The sequence below is a fragment of the Pseudomonas sp. Pseusp9 genome, from assembly GCF_059491265.1.
This window is the reverse complement of the sequence record NZ_CP168500.1, coordinates 815,967-838,516: the sequence shown is the minus strand read 5'-3', so window position 1 is coordinate 838,516 and position 22,550 is coordinate 815,967. Positions and strand designations below refer to the sequence as shown.

At 60.3% G+C, this 22,550-nt stretch carries 22 protein-coding genes; 13 read left to right on the top strand and 9 right to left on the bottom strand.

What is annotated here, in order from left to right; translation table 11 throughout:
- The first annotated feature begins 52 nt into the window (after positions 1 to 52).
- The 10 genes from ACEN8E_RS03645 (at position 53) to ACEN8E_RS03600 (ending at position 7,080) form a co-directional block, all read left to right on the top strand.
- Positions 53 to 1,027 carry a KpsF/GutQ family sugar-phosphate isomerase gene (locus ACEN8E_RS03645; RefSeq protein ID WP_495591463.1) on the top strand — a complete coding sequence of 325 codons (975 nt, stop codon included), beginning with the start codon at positions 53 to 55 and terminating at the stop codon, positions 1,025 to 1,027.
- Positions 1,027 to 1,551 carry a KdsC family phosphatase gene (locus ACEN8E_RS03640; RefSeq protein ID WP_008018712.1) on the top strand — a complete coding sequence of 175 codons (525 nt, stop codon included), beginning with the start codon at positions 1,027 to 1,029 and terminating at the stop codon, positions 1,549 to 1,551. Before ACEN8E_RS03645 ends, ACEN8E_RS03640 begins: the two co-directional genes overlap by 1 nt.
- Positions 1,552 to 1,558: 7 nt before the next feature.
- Complete coding sequence (lptC, locus tag ACEN8E_RS03635) at positions 1,559 to 2,131, top strand: LPS export ABC transporter periplasmic protein LptC (protein WP_495591462.1); 573 nt, start codon at positions 1,559 to 1,561, stop codon at positions 2,129 to 2,131.
- The gene (gene lptA / locus ACEN8E_RS03630) at positions 2,118 to 2,666 is read left to right on the top strand and encodes a lipopolysaccharide transport periplasmic protein LptA (protein ID WP_495591461.1); all 549 of its coding nucleotides are present in this window, start codon (positions 2,118 to 2,120) and stop codon (positions 2,664 to 2,666) included. The genes lptC and lptA overlap by 14 nt, the downstream gene beginning before the upstream one ends.
- Positions 2,666 to 3,391, top strand: a complete 726-nt coding sequence (gene lptB, locus ACEN8E_RS03625; protein WP_007986698.1) for an LPS export ABC transporter ATP-binding protein — start codon at positions 2,666 to 2,668, stop codon at positions 3,389 to 3,391. Before lptA ends, lptB begins: the two co-directional genes overlap by 1 nt.
- A 184-nt stretch (positions 3,392 to 3,575) precedes the next feature.
- Positions 3,576 to 5,069, top strand: a complete 1,494-nt coding sequence (locus ACEN8E_RS03620; protein ID WP_495591460.1) for an RNA polymerase factor sigma-54 — start codon at positions 3,576 to 3,578, stop codon at positions 5,067 to 5,069.
- A gap of 74 nt (positions 5,070 to 5,143) precedes the next feature.
- Positions 5,144 to 5,452 carry a ribosome hibernation-promoting factor, HPF/YfiA family gene (gene hpf / locus ACEN8E_RS03615; RefSeq protein WP_008018717.1) on the top strand — a complete coding sequence of 103 codons (309 nt, stop codon included), beginning with the start codon at positions 5,144 to 5,146 and terminating at the stop codon, positions 5,450 to 5,452.
- A 12-nt stretch (positions 5,453 to 5,464) separates the two neighbouring features.
- A complete protein-coding gene (gene ptsN, locus ACEN8E_RS03610; RefSeq protein WP_495591459.1) occupies positions 5,465 to 5,929 on the top strand; it encodes a PTS IIA-like nitrogen regulatory protein PtsN in 465 nt (154 codons plus the stop codon).
- 2 nt (positions 5,930 to 5,931) lie between these two features.
- Positions 5,932 to 6,789, top strand: a complete 858-nt coding sequence (rapZ, locus tag ACEN8E_RS03605) for an RNase adapter RapZ (protein ID WP_495591458.1) — start codon at positions 5,932 to 5,934, stop codon at positions 6,787 to 6,789.
- A gap of 15 nt (positions 6,790 to 6,804) precedes the next feature.
- On the top strand, positions 6,805 to 7,080 hold the full coding sequence (locus tag ACEN8E_RS03600; protein ID WP_008018720.1) for an HPr family phosphocarrier protein: 276 nt from the start codon (positions 6,805 to 6,807) through the stop codon (positions 7,078 to 7,080).
- A gap of 149 nt (positions 7,081 to 7,229) precedes the next feature.
- Here ACEN8E_RS03600 and pmbA read toward each other — a convergent pair whose 3' ends face one another.
- Positions 7,230 to 8,576: a metalloprotease PmbA gene (gene pmbA, locus ACEN8E_RS03595; RefSeq protein ID WP_495591457.1), complete on the bottom strand. Its 1,347-nt coding sequence runs from the start codon at positions 8,574 to 8,576 to the stop codon at positions 7,230 to 7,232.
- Between the two features lie 108 nt (positions 8,577 to 8,684).
- Between pmbA and yjgA the strand changes: the two genes are divergently transcribed.
- Positions 8,685 to 9,209: a ribosome biogenesis factor YjgA gene (yjgA, locus tag ACEN8E_RS03590; RefSeq protein ID WP_008018722.1), complete on the top strand. Its 525-nt coding sequence runs from the start codon at positions 8,685 to 8,687 to the stop codon at positions 9,207 to 9,209.
- Between the two features lie 60 nt (positions 9,210 to 9,269).
- Here yjgA and tldD read toward each other — a convergent pair whose 3' ends face one another.
- From tldD to mreB, 8 genes are all read right to left on the bottom strand, one after another.
- Positions 9,270 to 10,712 carry a metalloprotease TldD gene (gene tldD, locus ACEN8E_RS03585; protein WP_111280901.1) on the bottom strand — a complete coding sequence of 481 codons (1,443 nt, stop codon included), beginning with the start codon at positions 10,710 to 10,712 and terminating at the stop codon, positions 9,270 to 9,272.
- Between the two features lie 12 nt (positions 10,713 to 10,724).
- Positions 10,725 to 11,579 carry a carbon-nitrogen hydrolase family protein gene (locus tag ACEN8E_RS03580; protein WP_495591456.1) on the bottom strand — a complete coding sequence of 285 codons (855 nt, stop codon included), beginning with the start codon at positions 11,577 to 11,579 and terminating at the stop codon, positions 10,725 to 10,727.
- Positions 11,580 to 11,748: 169 nt separating this feature from the next.
- Positions 11,749 to 15,552 (bottom strand): YhdP family protein, encoded by a 3,804-nt coding sequence (locus tag ACEN8E_RS03575; RefSeq protein ID WP_495591455.1) that lies wholly within the window; start codon positions 15,550 to 15,552, stop codon positions 11,749 to 11,751.
- A gap of 75 nt (positions 15,553 to 15,627) precedes the next feature.
- Complete coding sequence (gene rng / locus ACEN8E_RS03570) at positions 15,628 to 17,085, bottom strand: ribonuclease G (protein WP_007970246.1); 1,458 nt, start codon at positions 17,083 to 17,085, stop codon at positions 15,628 to 15,630.
- A gap of 45 nt (positions 17,086 to 17,130) precedes the next feature.
- Positions 17,131 to 17,739 (bottom strand): Maf family protein, encoded by a 609-nt coding sequence (locus ACEN8E_RS03565; protein WP_495591454.1) that lies wholly within the window; start codon positions 17,737 to 17,739, stop codon positions 17,131 to 17,133.
- 32 nt (positions 17,740 to 17,771) lie between these two features.
- Positions 17,772 to 18,263, bottom strand: a complete 492-nt coding sequence (gene mreD / locus ACEN8E_RS03560) for a rod shape-determining protein MreD (RefSeq protein WP_413428594.1) — start codon at positions 18,261 to 18,263, stop codon at positions 17,772 to 17,774.
- Entirely contained in the window at positions 18,263 to 19,399 is a 1,137-nt protein-coding gene (gene mreC, locus ACEN8E_RS03555) for a rod shape-determining protein MreC (protein WP_495593271.1), read from the bottom strand. The genes mreD and mreC overlap by 1 nt, the downstream gene beginning before the upstream one ends.
- A gap of 143 nt (positions 19,400 to 19,542) precedes the next feature.
- Positions 19,543 to 20,580, bottom strand: a complete 1,038-nt coding sequence (mreB, locus tag ACEN8E_RS03550) for a rod shape-determining protein MreB (RefSeq protein WP_002555108.1) — start codon at positions 20,578 to 20,580, stop codon at positions 19,543 to 19,545.
- 211 nt (positions 20,581 to 20,791) lie between these two features.
- On the opposite strand from mreB, the gene gatC reads away from it, so the two are divergent.
- Positions 20,792 to 21,079, top strand: a complete 288-nt coding sequence (gene gatC / locus ACEN8E_RS03545; RefSeq protein ID WP_024011606.1) for an Asp-tRNA(Asn)/Glu-tRNA(Gln) amidotransferase subunit GatC — start codon at positions 20,792 to 20,794, stop codon at positions 21,077 to 21,079.
- A gap of 16 nt (positions 21,080 to 21,095) precedes the next feature.
- A complete protein-coding gene (gatA, locus tag ACEN8E_RS03540; protein ID WP_495591453.1) occupies positions 21,096 to 22,547 on the top strand; it encodes an Asp-tRNA(Asn)/Glu-tRNA(Gln) amidotransferase subunit GatA in 1,452 nt (483 codons plus the stop codon).
- The last annotated feature ends 3 nt before the right edge of the window (positions 22,548 to 22,550 follow it).

Below are 22,550 nucleotides of genomic sequence, written 5' to 3'. Positions count from 1 at the left end.
GATCATAACCGCTATAATCGCCGCCTTTTCATCAGGCTATACGATTTCTGACATGAGCCAATCCAGCGACCTGATTCAATCAGCACAACGCACCATCCGCCTCGAGGTAGAAGCCGTGCAAGGCCTGCTACCCCATATCGACGCAGATTTCGTACGCGCTTGCGAGATGATTCTGGCCAGCAAAGGCCGCGTGGTCGTGGTCGGCATGGGCAAGTCGGGGCACATCGGCAACAAGATCGCCGCGACCCTGGCCAGCACCGGCACCACGGCATTTTTTGTGCACCCGGCTGAAGCCAGCCACGGCGACATGGGCATGATTACCCGCGACGACATCATTCTGGCGCTCTCGAACTCCGGCTCCACCAATGAAATCGTTACCCTGCTGCCACTGATCAAGCGCCTGGGCATTCAGTTGATCAGCATGACCGGCAACCCCGACTCGCCGCTGGCCAAGGCCGCCGAGGTCAACCTGAATGTTCACGTCGAACACGAAGCCTGCCCATTGAACCTGGCACCCACTTCGTCGACCACCGCCGCCCTGGTCATGGGCGACGCCCTGGCAGTCGCGCTGCTGGAAGCCCGCGGTTTTACCGCCGAAGACTTCGCCTTTTCCCATCCCGGCGGCGCCCTGGGACGACGCTTGCTGCTGAAAGTGGAAAATGTCATGCACGCAGGCCAGGACCTGCCGCAGGTCCAGCGCGGCACCCTGCTCAAGGATGCCCTGATGGAAATGAGCCGCAAGGGCCTGGGCATGACCGTCATTCTGGAGTCTGACGGCAAACTGGCCGGAATCTTCACCGACGGTGATTTGCGCCGCGCACTGGACCGCAGCATCGATATCCACAGCGCTATCATCGACCAGGTCATGACAGCCCATGGCAAGACCGCGCGCGCCGAGATGCTCGCCGCCGAAGCACTGAAAATCATGGAAGACCATAAAATCAGCGCGTTGGTCGTGGTCGACCGCGAAGACCGTCCGGTCGGTGCCTTGAACATGCACGACTTGCTGCGTGCAGGAGTAATGTAATGAGCGCGGACCTTCTGCAACGTGGCAAACAGATCAAACTGGCGGTGTTCGATGTCGATGGCGTGCTGACCGATGGACGCCTGTACTTCCTCGAAGACGGCAGCGAATTCAAGACGTTCAACACGCTCGATGGCCAGGGTATCAAGATGCTGATGGCCGCCGGCGTGCAAACCGCCATCATCAGCGGTCGCAAGACCCCGGTGGTCGAGCGGCGAGCGAAGAACCTCGGCATCCCGCATCTCTATCAGGGGCGCGAAGACAAGCTGGTAGTGCTCGACGAGCTACTGGCCCAGCTGAACCTGAGCTATGAACAGGTGGCGTACCTCGGCGACGACCTGCCGGACCTGCCGGTGATTCGCCGCGTCGGCCTGGGCATGGCGGTGGCCAATGCCGCCAGTTTCGTGCGTGAACACGCTCACGGCATCACCCTCGCCCGTGGCGGCGAAGGTGCCGCTCGCGAATTCTGCGAATTGATCCTGCGCGCCCAGGACCGCCTCGATGCGGCCAATGCGGCGTACCTGTGAGCCCACTATGCTGAGCAAAAAGTTTCGCAATACCCTACTGTTCAGTTGCATCGCGGCGATATTCGCCGCGGCAGGCTACTGGAACATCAGTCCGGAACGCTTCCTTGACAAGCCGGTAACGCCGGTCGATGAAAGCGCGATCGACTATTACGCCATCAACGCCCACAGCGTGCAGTACCTGCCCGATGGCAAGCTGCAATATGATCTGGTATCCGACAAGGTCGAGCACCTGAAAGCGACCGAAGTGACATTGCTGACCAACCCCGACCTGAATGTGTTCCGCGGCACTGAATACCCGTGGCACGTCCAGAGCCTGCAGGGCGAGGTCAACCCTGACGGCACACAGGTCGAACTGATCGATGACGTACGCATCACGCGCTTCGACGAGAAAAACCGTAAAACCTTGATCACCAGCACCCGCATGACGGTGTTCCCGCAGCAGCAATATGCTCAGACCGAGCAAGACGTTAGAATCGACGGCGCTGGCGGTGTATCAACTGGCAAGGGAATGAAAGCGTATTTGAAAGAAAGCAGGATACACCTGCTATCGAACGTAAGAGGACAGTATGAGGCTCGTTAAAACCCTCCCGATTTTGCTCAGTCTGGGCGCAGCACTGGGAAGCGTGAGCGCCTGGGCTCTGCCGGAAGATCAACAGCAGCCTATCCGCATTCAGGCCGACGACGCCCAACTGGACGACAAGCAAGGTATTGCTACCTACAAGGGTGACGTAATCATCACCCAAGGCTCGATGAAGGTGACCGGCAACACCGTGACCATCACCCGCACCCCGACTGGCGACATCGACGTAGTGACCTCGGTGGGCAACCTGGCGTACTTCGAGCAATTGCAAACGGCTGGCGACACCAAGCCCGTTCAAGGCTGGGGCGTGACCATCCAGTATCACGCCACGCAAAACCGCGTCGTTCTGATCGACAAGGCCAAAGTTGTCGACAAGGACAACAACGTCACCCAAGGCGAGAAAATCGTCTACGACACGGTCAAGAAGCTCGCCAGCGCCGGTCGCGCCACGGGCAGCAAGGTCACCGAGGCACGTCCGCGCATCGACATGGTGATCCAGCCGAAGAAGAAAACCGACGAGCAAAAGGCCCAGTAATGGCAACTCTGAAAGCTCAGCATCTGGCCAAGAGCTACAAGAGCCGCCAGGTCGTGCGTGATGTCAGCCTGTCCATCGACAGCGGCCAGATCGTCGGCCTGCTTGGCCCGAACGGCGCCGGCAAGACCACCTGTTTTTACATGATCGTCGGTCTGGTGCAAGCCGACCAGGGCCGCGTCCTGATCGACGACCACGACGTCAGCCACCAGCCCATGCACGGCCGCGCAAAAGCCGGTATTGGCTACCTGCCGCAAGAAGCATCGATTTTCCGCAAACTGTCGGTGGCCGACAACATCATGGCCATCCTCGAGACCCGCAAGGAACTCGACAAGGCCGGCCGTCGCAAGGAGCTGGAAAGCCTGCTGCAGGAGTTCCACATCAGCCACATCCGCGACAACCTCGGCATGAGCCTGTCCGGTGGTGAGCGCCGTCGCGTGGAAATCGCCCGCGCCCTGGCCACCAACCCGAAATTCATCCTCCTCGACGAACCCTTCGCCGGCGTGGACCCGATTTCGGTCGGGGACATCAAGCAGATCATCTACCACCTCAAGGCCAAGGGCATTGGCGTACTGATCACGGACCACAACGTTCGTGAAACCCTGGATATCTGTGAAACCGCCTATATCGTCAATGACGGCCAACTGATCGCCGAAGGTGACGCAGAAACCATCCTGGCCAACAACCTGGTCAAGGAAGTGTATCTGGGCCATGAGTTCCGCCTGTAAAGGCAGAGGCATCTGGCAGGTCGTCCGAGCGCTTGTCCCGATAAAAAATCAACACTTTTTTATTGTTACAGCGCTCTAGGCAAACGCTACGGTTTCGGGCATATAATTTGCTTATGTTTGGCGCTCCGGCGCCCTGTAGTGGATGGCGCATGTGCGCCGGCGAATAAGGTGTTAAGCCCCTGCCATGAAACCATCGCTAGTCTTGAGAATGGGCCAGCAGCTGACGATGACACCGCAGCTGCAACAGGCCATCCGCCTGCTCCAATTGTCGACCCTGGACCTGCAACAGGAAATCCAGGAGGCCCTGGAGTCCAATCCGATGCTCGAACGCCAGGAAGAAGGCGACGACTTCGACAATTCCGACCCCTTGGCCGACAACGCCGAACAAAAGCCCAACACTGACATCCAGGAACCCTCCTACCAGGAAAGCGCCCCGACGGTTGATAACCTCGATGAGGGCGACTGGAACGAGCGCATCCCCAACGAACTCCCCGTCGACACCGCGTGGGAAGACGTTTACCAGACCAGCGCCAGCAGCCTGCCCAGCAACGATGACGACGAGTGGGACTTCACCACCCGCACCTCGGCCGGCGAAAGCCTGCAAAGCCACTTGCTGTGGCAGCTGAACCTGGCCCCGATGTCCGATACCGATCGCCTGATCGCCGTGACCCTGATCGACTGCATCAACAACCAGGGCTATCTGGACGAATCCCTCGAGGAGATCCTCGAAGCCTTCGATCCGGAACTGGACATCGAACTGGACGAGATCGAAGCCGTCCTGCACCGCATCCAGCAATTCGAGCCCGCCGGCATCGGCGCCCGCAACCTGGGCGAATGCCTGCTGCTGCAATTGCGCCAGTTGCCGGCCAAGACCCCTTGGCTGACCGAAGCCAAGCGCCTGGTCACCGATTACATCGACCTGCTCGGCAGCCGCGACTACAGCCAGTTGATGCGCCGCATGAAGCTCAAGGAAGACGAGCTGCGCCAGGTCATTGAACTGGTCCAGAGCCTCAACCCGCGCCCGGGCTCGCAGATCGAGTCCACCGAAGCCGAGTACGTCGTGCCTGACGTTATCGTGCGCAAGGACAACGAGCGCTGGCTGGTGGAACTGAATCAGGAGTCGGTGCCACGGCTGCGGGTCAACGCCCAGTACGCAGGTTTCGTGCGCCGCGCCGACACCAGTGCCGACAACACCTTCATGCGCAATCAGTTGCAGGAGGCCCGCTGGTTCATCAAGAGCCTGCAAAGCCGCAACGAAACCCTGATGAAGGTTGCCACCCAGATCGTCGAGCATCAGCGCGGGTTCCTCGAATATGGCGACGAAGCCATGAAGCCGCTGGTCCTGCATGACATCGCCGAAGCGGTCGGCATGCATGAATCGACGATTTCACGGGTGACCACCCAGAAGTTCATGCATACCCCCCGGGGCATCTATGAACTGAAATACTTTTTCTCAAGTCACGTAAGCACCTCCGAAGGCGGCGAATGCTCGTCCACGGCGATCCGGGCGATCATCAAAAAACTGGTTGCCGCGGAAAATCAGAAAAAGCCGTTGAGTGACAGCAAGATCGCTGGTTTACTGGAGGCACAAGGCATTCAGGTGGCCCGCCGCACCGTCGCCAAGTACCGCGAATCCCTCGGGATCGCGCCTTCGAGCGAACGCAAGCGGTTGATGTAGGGCCACGCCACAGCGTTCCAGTGGTAGATCATCTGGTCTACCGCTTTATGCACTGGCAACGAAGGAGAAGCTGTATGCAAGTCAACATCAGTGGACACCAACTGGAAGTGACCGAACCTCTCCGCTCCTACATCGGCGAAAAACTCGAACGATTGGAGCGACACTTCGACAAGATCACTAACGTGCAGGTCACGATGACCGTCGAAAAGTTGAAGCAGAAAATCGAAGCCACGCTGCATATTCCCGGGAATGAAGTGGTCGCAAACGCGGAACATACCGATATGTACGCCGCGATCGATGCACTCACCGACAAGCTGGATAAACAACTCAAAAAGCATAAGGAAAAGACCCAGAGCCTCCTTCAGGGCGCAACCGGTCGTTAACACTCCCAACCCATGATCCGACTTGAAAGTATCCTGACCCCCGGCCGTTCCCTGGTGAACGTGCCGGGTGGCAGTAAAAAGAAAGCCCTCGAACAAATTGCCAATCTGATCGCCCGCGAAGTGCCGGGTCTGGAGATGCAAGATGTCTTCGAGGCGCTGATTGCCCGTGAAAAACTCGGCTCCACCGGTTTTGGCAACGGCATCGCCATTCCACATTGCCGTCTCAGGGGCTGTGTTTCGCCCATCAGTGCATTGATGCACCTGGACGCCCCTATCGATTTCGACGCCATCGACGGCGCGCCGGTTGACCTGCTGTTCGTATTACTGGTCCCGGAAGCCGCCACCGATGCACACCTTGAACTGCTGCGGCAGATCGCCAGCATGCTCGATCGCAAGGACGTGCGCGACAAACTGCGCAGCGCTCCGAGCAATGAAGCCCTGTATCAGGTTGTCCTGGACGAGCAAAACGGTCAGTAATCATGCGCTTGATCATCGTCAGTGGCCGCTCCGGCTCAGGTAAAAGTACCGCCCTCGACGTCCTTGAGGACAACGGGTACTACTGCATCGACAATCTGCCTGCCGGCCTGCTGCCGGAACTGGCCGAACGTGCGCTGATTCATACCGAGCTGATGCAGCCACTGGTCGCCGTTTCCATTGACGCCCGCAACCTGCCCAGCCACCTGTCTCGCTTCCCCGACCTGCTCGAAGAAGTCCGCAGCCGCCACATCCAGTGCGATATCCTGTACCTGGACGCCGACGAAGAAACACTGCTCAAGCGCTTCTCGGAAACCCGCCGGCGTCACCCCCTGACCAACGCCAACCGCTCGCTGGCCGAAGCCATCAGCGTCGAGAGCGTCCTGCTCGGTCCGATTGCCGACCTCGCCGATCTCAAGATCAACACTACCAGCCTGAACCTGTATCAACTGCGCGATGCCATCAAACTGCGCCTGTTGAATCAACCGGAACCCGGCACTGCGTTTCTGGTCGAATCCTTCGGGTTCAAACGCGGCATGCCGGTGGACGCCGACCTGGTGTTCGATGTGCGTTGCCTGCCCAACCCTTACTGGAAACCGGAATTGCGCGAGCAGTCCGGGCTCGACAAACCGGTTGCCGAATATCTGGCGGCACAGCCGGATGTCGAAGAGATGTTCCAGGACATTTCCACATACCTGCTAAAGTGGCTGCCTCGTTTTGCCGCCAGCAACCGCGCCTACGTCACCATTGCCATTGGCTGCACTGGCGGACATCACCGCTCCGTCTACCTGACCGAGCGCCTGGGGCAGGCGCTGCAAAAAACCCTGAAGAACGTCCAGGTTCGCCACCGCGACCTCAGCTAAAGGATTCACATCGCGATGCCTGCTCTGGAAATCGAAATCATCAATAAACTGGGTTTGCATGCCCGGGCGTCTGCAAAATTCGTTGGTGTAGCCGGCCAATTCAAGGATTGCACGATCCGCGTGGGACGCACGCCTGAATCCACCGTCGATGGGAAAAGCATCATGGCCATGATGATGCTCGCTGCCGGCAAGGGCACCAAAATCCATCTGAGCACGGAAGGCGAGCAGGAACAGGAAGCGATGGATGCGCTGGTGGCCTTGATCAACAATTACTTCGACGAAGGCGAGTAAACGCCGCGGCTTTGTGGCGAGCGCCGTATCATTCACCACCATCAGGCAAAACGGCGTTCTTGTTTCGGTGTTTCCCGGGATTCCGTGAAGAACCATAAAAAAGGCGCGCCACCCATTGGGTGGCGCGCCTTTTTGTGTGACGGGAAGGGTTAGCTGCCCGCTACGGTCATCCGCTCGATCAGCACCGAACCGGTGCGGATGTTGCTGCGAAGTTCGAGATCATTACCGACCGCGACGATCTGTTTGAACATGTCGCGCATGTTGCCGGCAATGGTCACTTCCTGGACCGCGAACTGGATTTCGCCATTCTCGACCCAGTAACCCGCCGCGCCCCGGGAATAATCGCCGGTGACCATGTTCAGCCCCTGGCCCATCAATTCGGTGACCAACAGCCCGCGTCCCATGCGCCGCAGCAAGGCCGCCTGATCTTCATCGCCGTGGGTGACGAACAGGTTGTGCACGCCGCCAGCGTTGGCCGTACTCGGCATGCCGAGCTTGCGACCGGAGTAGGTGCCGAGGATGTAGGACACCAATTCGCCTTTTTCGACGAACGGTTTGGCATAGGTTGCAAGGCCATCGCCGTCGAACGCAGCACTACCCAATGCCCGCATCAGGTGCGGACGCTCGTCGATGGTCAGCCACTCAGGAAACAGCTTCTGCCCCAGCGTGCCTTCAAGGAACGAAGATTTGCGATACAGGCTGCCACCGGAAATCGCCGACAGGAAACTGCCGAACAGCCCCCCGGCCAACTCTGCGGAAAACAGTACCGGCACCTCGCAAGTCGGCACCGGACGCGCGCCCAGACGGCTCGCCGCCCGTTGCGCAGCGCGCTGGCCGATGCTGACCGGGTCGGCGAGCAGATTGCCCTGCCGGTTCACGTCGTACCAGTAATCGCGCTGCATCTGGCCGTCCGCTTCGGCGATCATCACGCAGCTCAGGCTGTGGCGAGTCGATGCGTAACCGCCGATAAACCCGTGGCTATTGCCGTAGACGCGGCAGCCCTGATGGGTGTTGAGGGTGGTGCCGTCGGCGTTCTTGATCCGGCTGTCGGCGGCAAACGCCGCAGCTTCGCAGGCCAGGGCCTGTTCGATGGCTTGTTCCGGAGTAATGTCCCACTGGTGGAACAGGTCGAAATCCTGAATATCCCGCGCCATCAGCGCGGCATCCGCAAGGCCCGAGGCTTCGTCTTCCGAAGTGTGCTTGGCGATGGCCAATGCAGCGGCAACCGTTTCGCGAATCGCTTCCGGACCGGTGGCCGAAGTGCTGGCCGAGCCTTTGCGCTGGCCGACATACAAGGTGATGCCAAATCCCTGATCGCGGTTGAATTCGACTGTTTCGACTTCACGCTGGCGCACCGTAGTCGACAATCCCTGCTCAAGCGACACCGCCACTTCACAGGCACTGGCCCCCTGGCGCCTGGCTTCAGCGATGATCTGCTCGACTTGTTCCTGCAGTGCCGGCAACGCTTGTGGGCCGACGCTTTCAACTGCACTCATGCTGTTCTCCACTCAAATTCTGCTTTCGGTAACGGTCATCGAGCGACCGGGCCGGACAAGCGGCCCCCGACTGGTTATCATGGCGGCGTTTCTTAGCGGACTGCCACCATGGTTGATTCTTACGACGACTCCCTCGATACGGGAGAAAAAAGCAAATCCCAGGTCAAACGCGAGCTGCATGCTCTGGTTGACCTTGGCGAGCGCCTTACAACACTCAAGCCTGACTTGGTTGCAAAGTTGCCCTTGACCGACGCCTTGCGCCGGGCCTTGGCCGATGCTCCCAAGCACACCGCGAACATCGCGCGTAAACGGCACCTTCAGTTCATCGGCAAGCTGATGCGCGATCAGGACACTGACGCCATTCTGGTCTTGCTCGATCAACTCGATGCCTCCACTCGCCAGTACAACGAGCGTTTCCATAACCTGGAGCGCTGGCGAGATCGCCTGATTGCCGGTGACGATGCCGTTCTGGAAAAATTCGTCGTCGACTACCCTGACGCCGATCGCCAGCAACTGCGTTCCATGATCCGTCAGGCCCAGCATGAGGTTGCGCAAAACAAGCCTCCTGCTTCCAGCCGTAAAATCTTCAAGTACATCCGTGAGCTGGACGAGACTCAACGCGGTCTGCGTTGAATCCCTGATCGGGTGAGTTGCCCTGCAACTCACCCGAAGCTTCACTGTTGCAAAAGCCGCTTACGCGCCCGTGCCACCCACGGTGATCGCATCAATCTTCAGCGTTGGCTGGCCGACACCCACCGGCACCGACTGCCCATCCTTGCCACACGTGCCCACGCCGCTGTCCAGCGCCAGATCATTACCGACCATCGACACCTTGCTCATGGCTTCCGGCCCGTTGCCGATCAACGTCGCACCTTTGACCGGTGCAGTGATCTTGCCGTCCTCGATCAGGTACGCCTCGCTGGTGGAAAACACGAACTTGCCGCTGGTGATGTCCACCTGACCGCCACCCAGGTTGGCGCAGTAGATGCCGCGTTTCACCGAGGCGATGATTTCCTCCGGGTCGCTTTCGCCGGCGAGCATGTAGGTATTGGTCATGCGCGGCATCGGCAGGTGCGCGTAGGATTCGCGACGGCCGTTACCGGTGCGTGCCACACCCATCAGACGGGCATTGAGCTTGTCCTGCATGTAGCCCTTGAGTACGCCGTTTTCGATCAGCGTGGTGCATTCGGTCGGCGTGCCCTCGTCATCGACGCTCAACGAGCCGCGACGACCGGCCAGGGTGCCGTCATCGACAATGGTGCAAAGCTTCGACGCAACCATCTCGCCCATGCGCCCGCTATAAGCCGAGCTGCCCTTGCGGTTGAAATCGCCTTCCAGGCCATGCCCGACGGCTTCATGCAGCAGCACGCCCGACCAGCCGGAACCCAGCACCACCGGCAAGGTACCGGCCGGTGCCGGTATGGCTTCAAGGTTGACCAGCGCCTGGCGCAACGCTTCACGGGCATAGCCCATGGCGCGGTCTTCGCCGAGGAAATAACGGTAATCGGTCCGACCGCCACCACCATGACCGCCGCGCTCGCGACGACCGTTCTGCTCGACGATCACGCTGACATTGAAACGCACCAGCGGCCGCACATCCGCCGCCAGACCGCCGTCGGTGGAAGCCACCAGAATCCGCTCCCAGACACCGGCCATGCTCACGGTGACTTGCTGGATACGTGGGTCGAGGGCGCGGGTCGCGGCGTCGACTCGCTTGAGCAAATCGACTTTCTCGGCACGGGTCAGCACTTCCAGGGGATTGTCCGGCGCATACAACTGCGCGACGTCCTGGCTGGTGAATGCCTGTACCGTGCCGTGCTGCCCGGCCCGGGAAATAGAACGGGCAGCACGCGCCGCTGCGCCCAGGGCCTCAAGCGTGATGGCATTGCTGTAGGCAAAACCGGTTTTTTCACCCGATTGCGCGCGCACGCCGACACCTTGGTCAAGGTTGAAGCTGCCTTCCTTGACGATACCGTCTTCCAGCGCCCAGGACTCGGAGATCTGCCCCTGGAAATACAGGTCGGCCGCATCGATGCCCGGCCCGGCCAGATCGCCGAGCACGCCTTGCAGGCTCTCGATCGTAACGCCACCGGGCGCCAACAAGTGTTCACTGACTGAGGACAACAACTCGCTCATATGCTTTACGCCTTAAATTCGTCGTTCTGATGCAGGTCGCTGGGCGCCCTGCGAGAAAAAGCGCCGGTGACTGGACACCGGCATCCGCGCCCGGATGGACGCCTGTTCGCTGCTGTCGCGTTCGGCCAGCAGCACGGCCTCGCCTTGATCCTGTTGTGCCAGCACACGACCCCATGGGTCGATTATTGCCGCATGCCCCCAGGTTTCCCGCGGCCCCGGATGTGTCCCACCTTGGGCAGCCGCGAGCACATAACACTGGGTTTCGATGGCTCGCGCGCGAATCAGCACGTCCCAGTGCGCAGCGCCGGTCACGGCGGTAAAGGCCGACGGCGCGGTAATCAGTTCCGCTCCGGCAGCACGCAATTCGCTGTAGAGCTCCGGGAAGCGCAAGTCATAACAAACCGTCAGGCCGATCCGGCCGACCGGTGTGTCCGCCACGACCACCCCGTTGCCATAAGCATAGTCATCGGATTCACGATAACGGCCACGATTGTCCACCACGTCAACGTCGAACAGGTGCAGTTTGTCGTAGCGCGCCACCGTTTCGCCCTGGTCGTCGACCAGTAACGAACAGGCATGCACTTTGGCCGTCGGCTGATCCACCGGCGGCAACGGCAATGTGCCGGCCACTATCCATAACTTGAGGTCGCGTGCGGTCTGTTTCAACCAGGGCAGGATCGGGCCTTCGCCCAGTGCTTCGGCGCGCCCGATGTCGGCAATGTCGCGCCGGCCCATAGCGGCGAAGTTTTCCGGCAATACCGCCAGTTTCGCACCGTCGGCGGCCGCTTGTTCGAGCAGCCGACGGGCCTGGGCCAGATTGGCCAGCACATCGCTCTGGCTGACCATTTGAATCACCGCTACAGACATGGTCTTTCCCTTATTGAAATCAACACAGACCTTGCTCGCGATGGACGTGAACGATGACGCTGGCTGTCTGAAAAAACGCGCCGCGTCCAAACTCATCGCGAGCGAGCTCGCTCCTACAGGGGGCGGGCCGCAATGGCCATGCTACTCCATAGGTGCGAAGGATGGCGTTTCAAAAAGGCTTGTCGAAAGTGATTTTCGGTTCTTTCCACGGTCCGTTGACGGTGTATTTCACACTGGCGAAACGGGAGACGCGGTCACCGATCAGCTTGTCGATCAGGAACAGTGCCCCACCGACCGCCGGTGCGCCGACGATCAGTGCGGCGATCGGCAGGTTATTGGTCACCGGTAGGGTCACCAACAGTTTTGCATCGATCTGATCGGCCACCATGTTCAGGGTGCCATCGAGCTCAATAGTGCTCGACGGCCCCGTCAGCCGGATCGGTTCACGGGTGACATACACCCCGTTCGTCCCGACCAGCAACCCCTTGACCCGGTCATAACTCAGGCCTTTGCCGAACAGGTCGGAGAAGTCCAGGCGCAGGCGCCGACCGATGGAATTGAAGTTGAGCAAACCAAATACCCGCAGCGCCTGGGCACTGCCTTCGACCTCGACGAACTGGCCTTGATTGAGCGTCGCATCGAGCGAGCCGGAGAAACGCTTGGTCGCCACCCAGGCCGGCGAACCGGGCCAGCGGCCATCGACATCCATATAAAAGTCCTTGCTGGTGACGCTCGGCGCATACCCCCAGCCCTTGAGCACATCGGCGAGGTTCTTGCCGCTGATGCGTCCCTTGTACCAGCTTGAGCTGGCGCCGGGCACGCCTTCCCAACCACCGCTGCCCACCAGCAGCATGCCCTTGAGGCCCAGGTCCAGCGAGTTGAACACGACACCCTTGGCCGTCGGACGAATTTTCAGCGACCAGCCACCCACCAGATCCTGACCCTGGAATAACTGATTGATGGTGATGTCCATCGCAGGGATTTTCGTAGGGTCTACCGACGCCAGCGGATCCGGCGAATTTTCATCGGCCTGCACGGCCGGGTCCGGTGCGGGCAGGCGCACGGTTTGCAGATTGATCGTGATCGGCGCCGCGCCCGTATCGGGCAGGTTGGCGTTGCCCTTGATCTGCTGGCTGTCGAGTTGCAGCGCCCAGGCGGAAGGCTTGCGCACCAACTGGATCGTGGCCTGATCGAGCGTGGTGCCGATACCGCTGAGCTTGCCCACCTTGAAGTCCGCGCCGCTGAGCAATTGCCTGGCGCTGCCGCCGGGGTCCTGTCCGGCGTATTTATCCACAAGATCCTTCCACGGGCCAACGTCCAGTTCCGACAGCACACCCCGTATCCGCAGGCCTTTGGTATCAGGCAACACCGCCTCGCCGCCACCGAGGGACAGTTCCCCGCGACCGTCGGCGAAATTGCTGGCCGGGGCCGCGAACGTGAAGCTCGCCAGATCCCCGTAGTTGCCCCAATAGCGCCGTTCGTCGCCCTGCAAGGTCATACGGAACGTCGTGTCGCGCCCGGTATCGGCGGTCATGCCGAATGGCGCAGGCAAATCGACGGCCACGCCCTTGAGGCTGGAATTGACCAGCAATTGGCTGTCGGCGCCGTTCAGGGACAGTTGCAGTTGATAAGGGATCACGCCGCTCACCGGCAGAGGTTGGGTCACCTTCAGCCAGTCGGTCAGTTTCTTGACCTCGACCTGGCCCGACGCGGTCACCCGGGTATTGAGTTTACCCGGGCTGCCATCAGCAAAAATCTGTGCGGTAACCGGCTTGTCGAATGCCCTTGCGCTGATGTTCTGCCCACTCAGACCCTTGGCACTGTCGAAACGGAAATCACCTTTGAGCTGGGTCAGTTCCAGCACAGGCTCGGCCAGTTTCAAGCGTGCCTTGGCGGTCTTGAAATCGACGAGAATCTTCGGTTCTTCGCCTTTTGCCAGCGCAATATCCAGCTTCAACTTGCCTTGCAGGTCTCCCTCGCCCTCCCAGCCGGCAAAGGTTGCCCCAGTGCCGATCGGCGCTTCCTGAAGGATTTTCAGGCCATCGCCCAAACCGCCGGCAAATCCGCCGTCGAGGAACAAATGCACGTTCTGCCCGGCAGGCACATGGGGAATGTTGACGTAGACATCGTTGACCTGGGTGTCGAGCAATTGTCCCTTGCTGGCCAGAATCCGCACGCCGCTGTCTTCGACGAACACATCGCCGCTGACCTTGCCGACATGGGGCCAGCCCGGCTGGAAGGCCAGTTCGGCATCGTGAACCTTGAAGTACAGGCTGATGCTGCGATCCGCGTCTGCGGCACCGTGGCTGAGCGAGCCTTGGTACTGGAAGAAGCCTTGATCCACCGCGCCCTTGAGAATCGCGGTGCGCAGCCATTCGTCCAGCGCCGGGCTGAGGACCGCCGGCAAGTACTTGGCGGTGTAGCGACCGTCACCGTCCACCAGGCCGACCCGCAGGTCCATGTAGTCTTCCTGGGTGTGATCGAAATGCAGGCGAATCAGGAAGTCGCCAGCGATCTTGCCTTCCTCGCCCAGCACTTTGAGGTATGGCGCGATCAGGGTGAAACCTTCTTTATCGAGTTTCCAGGTCAGCCGGGCATTGGCCTGAATGTACTGCCATGGCTTGGCGAAAATCGGGTCCAGGTGCAGCATGAAATCCTTGCTGTCCATGCGCAGTTCGCCGTGTCCCAGGTCACCGCTGATGCTGCCGCTGACATTTCGGGCCGCCGGCGCACCGTGATAGGCATCGAAGCCCACCTGGTCGAGGTTGGCGGCAAACCCGAACTTGCTGTCGTCGGTGGCATTGGGGCGCAGGTCGACCAGCACGTTACGCAATCCACCCGTGACTTTCAGCCGCTCGACAACCTTGGCAAAACCTTCCGGCAACGGTGCCATGGCGTTGAGCAACGGGGTAAGCGGAGTGAGATCAATCCGGTCGGCTTGCAGCTGCCAGAGTTCTTCGGTTGTATCAGTGGCTGCGCGTTGCTTGAGCTGCACATGCGTTTCCCAGCGGGTCTCGCCAAGGTTCATCGCCAGGGAATCCAGAGTCACCGACACGCCTTCGGCGCTGCGCTGAAAGTAACCATTGAGCGCCAGGTTATTGATCTGGATCGGCTTGCGCTCGGCGTAGGCGCCCTTGATCTGTGGCGCGTTCAAGCGCACTGCAGCGCTTTGCAGTGTGCCTTTGCCCCAGGTCGCCCACAGTTCGCCACCGGCCTTGATCTCGGGAAAACTCCACTCCTGGGTCACTCGCTCGGGCAACCACTTCGACCAGTCGCTTTGCGGCAGGCTCAGATAGACCTCGGCTTCACCGTCCTTCCATTGGCTGGCACTAATGCGGGTACGCAGGCTCATGGCCACAGGCTGGCCGTCGGGCAGGTTCAGGCGGGCGTCGAGTCGCTGCCGGGTAGCCCCTGTTTTCAGATTCAGGCCGACGTAAGTCAGTGTCAGCGGCGACTGGGCAAACGGCTGCAACGTTACCTGGCTGTCCAGCACCGACAGTTGCTGGATCATCTGCATGCGATTGAGTAGCTGTTCCGGATCAGTTGGCTGGTCCTGCGGCACCGGCAATCCTTCCAGCACCCATTGACCGTCGTTCCCCTCCTTGACGCTGATCTTCAGGCCGCTGAGCTCCAGATGAGCGATGCGTACCTGACGGGCCAGCAGGCTGGCCCAAAGGTCCGGCACCGCGCGTACCTGATCCAGGTGCAAGGCATTGGCGCCCTCGCCGACCGTCACGTCGTGCGCCATCAATATGGGGGCAAACCCACTCCAGTTGCCTTCGAGCTCACCGATCTGCAATGGCATGCCCAAGGCATCGCTGGCTTTGCTTTCGATATCGGCACGGTACTCGGCGACTAACGGCGTCAGCTCCCGGCCAAGGCTGACGTAGAGCGCCATCAACACCAAAACCAACGCGCACAGGCCCAGACCCCAGCGGGTCAGTGCAGCCAAAATGCGTGTCAGACGGTCCATGTCAGATGGCCCCCATGGCAAAAAATTTGCAAAAAGCTGAGGCCAGCCATTCTTGAACAATCAAAACGATACGCTTCAGAGCAGCACCACGTCGTATTGTTCCTGGGAATACATGGTTTCGACCTGGAAGCGGATGGTGCGCCCGATAAACCCTTCCAGCTCGGCGACGTTGCCCGACTCCTCGTCGAGCAGGCGGTCCACGACTTTCTGGTTCGCCAATACACGATAGCCTTCCGCCTGATAGGCGCGAGCCTCACGCAGGATTTCGCGGAAGATTTCGTAGCAAACGGTTTCCGGGGTCTTGAGCTTGCCGCGTCCCTGACAGGCGTTGCACGGCTCGCACAACACTTGCTCAAGGCTTTCGCGGGTACGCTTGCGGGTCATCTGCACCAGGCCCAACTCGGTGATACCGATGATGTTGGTCTTGGCGTGATCGCGCTCCAGTTGCTTTTCGAGCGTACGCAACACCTGGCGCTGGTGTTCTTCATCCTCCATGTCGATGAAGTCGATGATGATGATTCCACCGAGGTTGCGCAGGCGCAATTGACGGGCGATGGCCGTCGCGGCTTCGAGGTTGGTCTTGAAGATGGTTTCTTCGAGGTTGCGATGGCCGACGAACGCCCCGGTGTTGACGTCGATGGTGCTCATGGCTTCCGCCGGGTCGACCACCAGATAACCGCCAGACTTGAGCGGGACCTTGCGCTCGAGCGCCTTCTGGATTTCGTCTTCGACGCCATAAAGGTCGAAAATCGGCCGCTCGCCCGGGTAGTGCTCCAGACGGTCGGCAATCTCGGGCATCAATTCGGCGACGAATTGCGTGGTTTTCTGGAAGGTTTCCCGGGAGTCGATGCGGATCTTCTCGATTTTCGGGCTCACCAGGTCACGCAGGGTGCGCAGCGCCAGACCGAGGTCTTCGTAGATCACGCTGGGCGCGCTGATGGTTTTGATCTGAGCGCTGATCTGATCCCAAAGCCTGCGCAGGTAGCGGATGTCCATGAGGATTTCATCGGCGCCAGCGCCTTCGGCTGCCGTGCGCAGGATGAAACCGCCGGCCTCCTTGATGCCTTCCTTGGCCACGCAATCAGTGACCACTTGCTTGAGGCGTTCGCGCTCGGCTTCGTCTTCGATCTTCAGGGAAATGCCGACATGGGCCGTGCGTGGCATGTACACCAGGTAACGCGAAGGGATCGATAACTGAGTGGTCAGGCGTGCGCCTTTGGAACCGATCGGGTCCTTGGTCACTTGCACTACCAGGCTCTGGCCTTCGTGCACCAGGGCACTGATGCTCTCGACCGCCGGGCCTTCGCGCAGGGAAATTTCCGATGCATGAATGAACGCGGCACGATCCAGGCCGATATCGACGAATGCCGCCTGCATCCCCGGCAATACCCGCACGACTTTGCCTTTATAGATGTTGCCGACGATCCCGCGCTTTTGCGTACGCTCGACGTGGACCTCTTGCAGGACACCGTTTTCGACCACCGCCACGCGCGACTCCATCGGCGTGATGTTGATCAGGATCTCTTCACTCATGGCAGGGTCTCGTTCAGGCATGTTCACGATAATGGCCGCATCTGTTCAGAACGTTGCTTGGTGTGCGTTCCGGGTTTGCCAACAGGGTATGCCGAAATGGCCGAGCAGTTCCGCGGTTTCGCAAAGCGGTAGTCCGACCACCGCTGAATAACTTCCATTGAGCCCGGCGACAAACACCGCACCCAGTCCTTGAATGCCATAACCGCCCGCCTTGTCCCTTGGTTCGCTGCTGACCCAGTAGGCGGCGGCTTCTTCACGACTGATATCACGAAAACGCACCCGACTGGTGACAACCCGGGACTCGCAATGTTCGCCATCGAGCACGGCAATCGCGGTCAGGACCTCATGTTCACACCCTGACAGCATCATCAGCATGGCGCAGGCATCGGCCTGATCAACCGGCTTGCCGAGAATTTTTCCGTCGAGTACCACCGCAGTATCGGCGCCGAGCACGCAGAACGGGACATCGGACGCGACAGCGCCGCGCCCCGCTTCGGCTTTGCTGCGCGCCAGGCGCTCGACATAGGCCGAAGGGGATTCTTGTGGTAATGGGGTTTCATCAATGTCCGCACTGATGGCGGAGAACGGAACGCCGATCTGCGTGAGCAATTCACGTCGACGCGGCGAGCCAGAGGCGAGGTACAACCGTTTCATCAAGACCTCTCCCTGTCTAATGCCTGAGCGAATCAATTGATTTTGTAGCGTCGACGCAAACCGCGCAAACCGAAACTGATCCAGGGCCAGAGCAACGCACTGACCAGTGCCGGCAGCACCAGTGCCAGCGTTGGCTGACGATTGCCGGTCAAGGCACTGAGCCAGAGTTGTACAAGTTGCGCCAGGCCGAAGATCACCAGGATCACCAGGCTCTGTTGCCACATCGGGAACATCCGCAGGCGTTGTTGCAGCGCCAGTACGAGGTAGGTGATGAGCGTCAGGATCAATGCGTTCTGGCCCAACAAGGTGCCGTAGAGCACGTCTTCAGCCAGTCCCAGGCAAAACGCCGTCACCATCCCGACTGTCTGCGGCATGTTCAATGCCCAGAATGCCAGCAGCAAGGCCAGCCACAGCGGGCGCAGGATTTCCATGAATTGCGGCAGAGGCGAAACGCTCAGCAGCAGACCGACGGCGAACGTCAGCCAGACTATCCAGCCGTTTCGGGATGCTTTTACACCGCCCATTATTCTCTCCCCACTGGAGCGGCCGGCGCGGAGACTGGCGGTTTGGCGGCAGGCTTCGCGGCAGCGGGTTGCGCCGCCGGCGGTTTAGCCACCGCAGGATGCGTGGTCGCAGGCTTGGCTGGCTTGGTGGTTGGCTTGGCTGGCGCAGTGGCCGCAGGCGCCGCCGTGGCAGGAGCCGCCGGAGCGGCGGCCGGTGCAGCGGGAGCTGCGGGGTTGACCAGTTTCGGAACTGTCGCCGGAATGATCGGGCCACCGCCCTGTGCGTCCAGGTTTTCCTGGGCCTGGGCGGCGTCGTTGGCGCGCTCCTCGGCAGTACGGTTGTCGCTGAACACCAGCAGCAGGTAACGGCTGCGGTTCAAGGCGGCAGTCGGAATGGCGCGGACAATGGCAAACGGCTGGCCGGAATCGTGAATCACTTCCTTGACCGTCGCCACCGGATAACCGGCCGGGAAACGTTGCCCGAGGCCGGAACTGACCAGCAAGTCGCCTTCCTTGATGTCGGCGGTATCGGCCACATGACGCAACTCCAGGCGCTCCGGGTTGCCGGTGCCGCTGGCAATTGCCCGTAAACCGTTACGGTTCACCTGCACCGGAATGCTGTGGGTGGTGTCGGTCAACAGCAGGACACGAGAGGTGTAGGGCATCAACTCGACCACCTGGCCCATCAGGCCACGGGCATCGAGTACCGGCTGACCAAGGACCACGCCGTCGCGCTCACCTTTATTGATAATGATGCGATGGGTGAAGGGATTGGGATCCATGCCGATCAACTCGGCCACTTCGACTTTCTCGTTGACCAGTGCCGAAGAGTTGAGCAACTCGCGCAGCCGAACGTTCTGCTCGGTCAGGGCGGCAAGTTTCTGCATGCGCCCCTGCAACAGCAGGTTTTCAGTCTTGAGTTTTTCGTTTTCGGCGACGAGCTCGGTCCGGCTGCCGAACTGACTGGCAACGCCTTCCCACAGTCGTCCGGGCAGGTCGGTGATCCAGTAGGCGTCCATCAGCACCAGCGACATCTGGCTGCGTGCAGGCTTGAGCAGACTGAAACGGGCATCGACCACCATCAGCGCGACCGATAGCACGACCAGCACCAACAGGCGCACGCCCAGTGAAGGGCCCTTGGTGAAAAGCGGTTTAATAAGCCGCTCCTCCCAGGCAAATATTCTGTTTATTCATACGGCGGCAATCCGGCCTGGATGCAGACTGACAGAAGATAAACGCGAACAGGCAGCACTGCAAAGTGCCGCCTGCGCGCTCAACAGCATAGAAGCGATCCGGCGACTTATTCGCTGGAAAGCAGGTCCATGGTGTGTTTATCCATCATTTCCAATGCACGGCCACCACCGCGAGCAACGCAGGTCAGCGGGTCTTCGGCAACGATCACCGGCAGACCGGTTTCCTGGGCCAGCAGTTTGTCCAGGTCACGCAGCAAGGCGCCACCACCGGTCAATACCAGGCCGCGCTCGGCGATGTCGGAAGCCAGTTCCGGAGGCGATTGCTCCAGGGCGCTTTTCACGGCCTGAACGATGGTCGCCAGGGACTCTTGCAGAGCTTCCAGCACTTCGTTGGAGTTCAGGGTGAATGCCCGTGGAACGCCTTCAGCCAGGTTACGGCCACGAACGTCGACTTCGCGAACTTCGCCGCCCGGGTAGGCCGTACCGATTTCCTGCTTGATGCGCTCTGCAGTCGACTCGCCGATCAGGCTGCCGTAGTTGCGACGCACATAGGTGATGATCGCTTCGTCGAAGCGGTCGCCGCCAACGCGGACGGATTCGGCGTAAACCACACCGTTCAGGGAGATCAGCGCGATTTCGGTGGTACCACCACCGATATCCACGACCATCGAACCGCGGGCTTCTTCAACCGGCAGGCCGGCACCGATGGCAGCAGCCATTGGCTCTTCGATCAGGAATACTTCGCGGGCACCGGCACCGAGGGCCGATTCGCGGATGGCACGACGCTCGACCTGGGTGGATTTGCATGGAACGCAGATCAACACGCGAGGGCTAGGCTGCAGGAAGCTGTTTTCGTGAACCTTGTTGATAAAGTACTGCAGCATTTTTTCGCACACGCTGAAGTCGGCGATAACGCCGTCCTTCATCGGACGAATGGCAGCAATGTTGCCCGGAGTACGGCCGAGCATGCGCTTGGCTTCGGTGCCGACAGCAACGACACTTTTCTGGTTACCGTGTGTCCGAATGGCCACAACGGAGGGCTCATTCAGGACGATACCGCGCTCGCGCACGTAAATAAGGGTGTTGGCAGTGCCCAGGTCAATGGAAAGATCGCTGGAAAACATGCCACGCAGTTTCTTGAACATGGGAAAGGGACCCTAGGCAACGCGTGGGTAAAAAAGTGCGGCAAACTCTAACAACGACAGGGATTTTGGGCAAGGCGCCAATATGTTAAATTGGCCGCTTTTCTGTGCACCAAGCCCCACAATCGCGGCCTTATGACCGTAGAAGTGCGGTAGTGTTCCGACAATCTAACACACGGACGCCGTCCGTTTTGTTTTCCACTGGAGAATCCCAATGGCGCTAGAACGCTCCGACGTGGAAAAAATCGCTCATCTGGCCTGCCTTGGCCTCAATGATGCCGATCTTCCACACATCACTTCGGCCCTCAACAGCATTCTCGGGCTGGTCGACGAAATGCAGGCGGTCGATACCGACGGTATCGAACCGCTGGCCCACCCGCTGGAAGCCAGCCAGCGCCTGCGCGCGGACGTCGTGACCGAGACCAATAACCGCGAGGCCTACCAGTCCATCGCACCAGCGGTCGAAAACGGCCTGTACCTGGTTCCGAAAGTCATCGACTAAAGGGAAAGAGCCTGCAATGCATCAATTGACTCTGGCCGAGATCGCCCGCGGACTCGCCGATAAAAAGTTTTCCTCCGAAGAGCTGACCAAAGTCCTGCTGGCGCGCATCGCCCAGCTTGACCCACAGCTCAACAGTTTCATCAGCCTCACCGAGGACCTGGCGCTCACGCAGGCGAAAGCCGCTGACGCCCGTCGGGCCAACGGTGAGAGCGGCGCCCTGCTCGGTGCGCCGATCGCCCACAAGGACCTGTTCTGTACCCAGGGCATTCGCACCAGCTGCGGCTCGAAGATGCTCGACAACTTCAAGGCCCCGTACGACGCCACCGTCGTCGCCAAACTGGCTGCTGCCGGCACCGTGACCCTGGGCAAGACCAACATGGACGAATTCGCCATGGGTTCTGCCAACGAGTCGAGCTGGTACGGTGCGGTGAAAAACCCGTGGAACCTGGAGCACGTGCCAGGCGGTTCGTCCGGTGGCTCCGCCGCCGCAGTGGCCGCCCGTCTGTTGCCTGCCGCCACCGGCACCGACACCGGCGGCTCCATTCGTCAGCCCGCCGCATTGACCAACCTCACCGGACTGAAACCGACGTACGGTCGTGTATCGCGCTGGGGCATGATCGCCTACGCCTCCAGTCTCGATCAGGGCGGCCCGATGGCACGCACCGCTGAGGACTGCGCAATTTTGTTGCAAGGTATGGCCGGCTTTGATCCGAACGACTCCACCAGCATCGATGAGCCTGTGCCGGACTACAGCGCCAACCTGAACGGTTCGCTGCAAGGCCTGCGTATCGGCGTGCCGAAAGAGTACTTCAGTGCCGGCCTCGACCCGCGCATTGCCGACCTGGTCATGGCCAGCGTCGAAGAGCTGAAAAAGCTCGGTGCCGTGGTCAAGGAAATCAGCCTGCCGAACATGCAGCACGCCATTCCTGCTTATTACGTGATCGCACCGGCGGAAGCCTCTTCCAACCTGTCGCGTTTCGATGGCGTGCGTTTCGGCTATCGCTGCGAAGACCCGAAAAACCTCGAAGACCTGTACAAGCGCTCCCGTGGCGAAGGTTTCGGGACAGAAGTGCAGCGCCGCATCATGGTGGGTGCCTACGCCCTGTCCGCCGGTTACTACGATGCCTACTACCTGAAGGCGCAGAAGATCCGTCGCCTGATCAAGAACGACTTCATGGCCGCCTTCAATGAGGTCGACATCATCCTCGGCCCAACCACGCCTAACCCGGCCTGGAAGCTCGGCGCCAAGAACAGCGACCCGGTCGCTGCATACCTGGAAGACGTCTACACCATCACCGCCAACCTCGCCGGCCTGCCAGGCCTGTCGATGCCGGCCGGGTTCGTCGACGGTCTGCCGGTCGGCGTGCAACTGCTCGCCCCGTATTTCCAGGAAGGCCGCTTGCTCAACGTTGCGCACCAGTACCAGTTGAACACTGACTGGCACACCCGCACCCCAACCGGCTTCTGAGGA

Coding starts and splice junctions, on each gene's coding strand:
- ACEN8E_RS03645 (WP_495591463.1), top strand. CDS start 53: ATGAGCCAATCCAGCGACCTGATTCAATCAGCACAACGCACCATCCGC.
- ACEN8E_RS03640 (WP_008018712.1), top strand. CDS start 1,027: ATGAGCGCGGACCTTCTGCAACGTGGCAAACAGATCAAACTGGCGGTG.
- lptC (WP_495591462.1), top strand. CDS start 1,559: ATGCTGAGCAAAAAGTTTCGCAATACCCTACTGTTCAGTTGCATCGCG.
- lptA (WP_495591461.1), top strand. CDS start 2,118: ATGAGGCTCGTTAAAACCCTCCCGATTTTGCTCAGTCTGGGCGCAGCA.
- lptB (WP_007986698.1), top strand. CDS start 2,666: ATGGCAACTCTGAAAGCTCAGCATCTGGCCAAGAGCTACAAGAGCCGC.
- ACEN8E_RS03620 (WP_495591460.1), top strand. CDS start 3,576: ATGAAACCATCGCTAGTCTTGAGAATGGGCCAGCAGCTGACGATGACA.
- hpf (WP_008018717.1), top strand. CDS start 5,144: ATGCAAGTCAACATCAGTGGACACCAACTGGAAGTGACCGAACCTCTC.
- ptsN (WP_495591459.1), top strand. CDS start 5,465: ATGATCCGACTTGAAAGTATCCTGACCCCCGGCCGTTCCCTGGTGAAC.
- rapZ (WP_495591458.1), top strand. CDS start 5,932: ATGCGCTTGATCATCGTCAGTGGCCGCTCCGGCTCAGGTAAAAGTACC.
- ACEN8E_RS03600 (WP_008018720.1), top strand. CDS start 6,805: ATGCCTGCTCTGGAAATCGAAATCATCAATAAACTGGGTTTGCATGCC.
- pmbA (WP_495591457.1), bottom strand. CDS start 8,576: ATGAGTGCAGTTGAAAGCGTCGGCCCACAAGCGTTGCCGGCACTGCAG.
- yjgA (WP_008018722.1), top strand. CDS start 8,685: ATGGTTGATTCTTACGACGACTCCCTCGATACGGGAGAAAAAAGCAAA.
- tldD (WP_111280901.1), bottom strand. CDS start 10,712: ATGAGCGAGTTGTTGTCCTCAGTCAGTGAACACTTGTTGGCGCCCGGT.
- ACEN8E_RS03580 (WP_495591456.1), bottom strand. CDS start 11,579: ATGTCTGTAGCGGTGATTCAAATGGTCAGCCAGAGCGATGTGCTGGCC.
- ACEN8E_RS03575 (WP_495591455.1), bottom strand. CDS start 15,552: ATGGACCGTCTGACACGCATTTTGGCTGCACTGACCCGCTGGGGTCTG.
- rng (WP_007970246.1), bottom strand. CDS start 17,085: ATGAGTGAAGAGATCCTGATCAACATCACGCCGATGGAGTCGCGCGTG.
- ACEN8E_RS03565 (WP_495591454.1), bottom strand. CDS start 17,739: ATGAAACGGTTGTACCTCGCCTCTGGCTCGCCGCGTCGACGTGAATTG.
- mreD (WP_413428594.1), bottom strand. CDS start 18,263: ATGGGCGGTGTAAAAGCATCCCGAAACGGCTGGATAGTCTGGCTGACG.
- mreB (WP_002555108.1), bottom strand. CDS start 20,580: ATGTTCAAGAAACTGCGTGGCATGTTTTCCAGCGATCTTTCCATTGAC.
- gatC (WP_024011606.1), top strand. CDS start 20,792: ATGGCGCTAGAACGCTCCGACGTGGAAAAAATCGCTCATCTGGCCTGC.
- gatA (WP_495591453.1), top strand. CDS start 21,096: ATGCATCAATTGACTCTGGCCGAGATCGCCCGCGGACTCGCCGATAAA.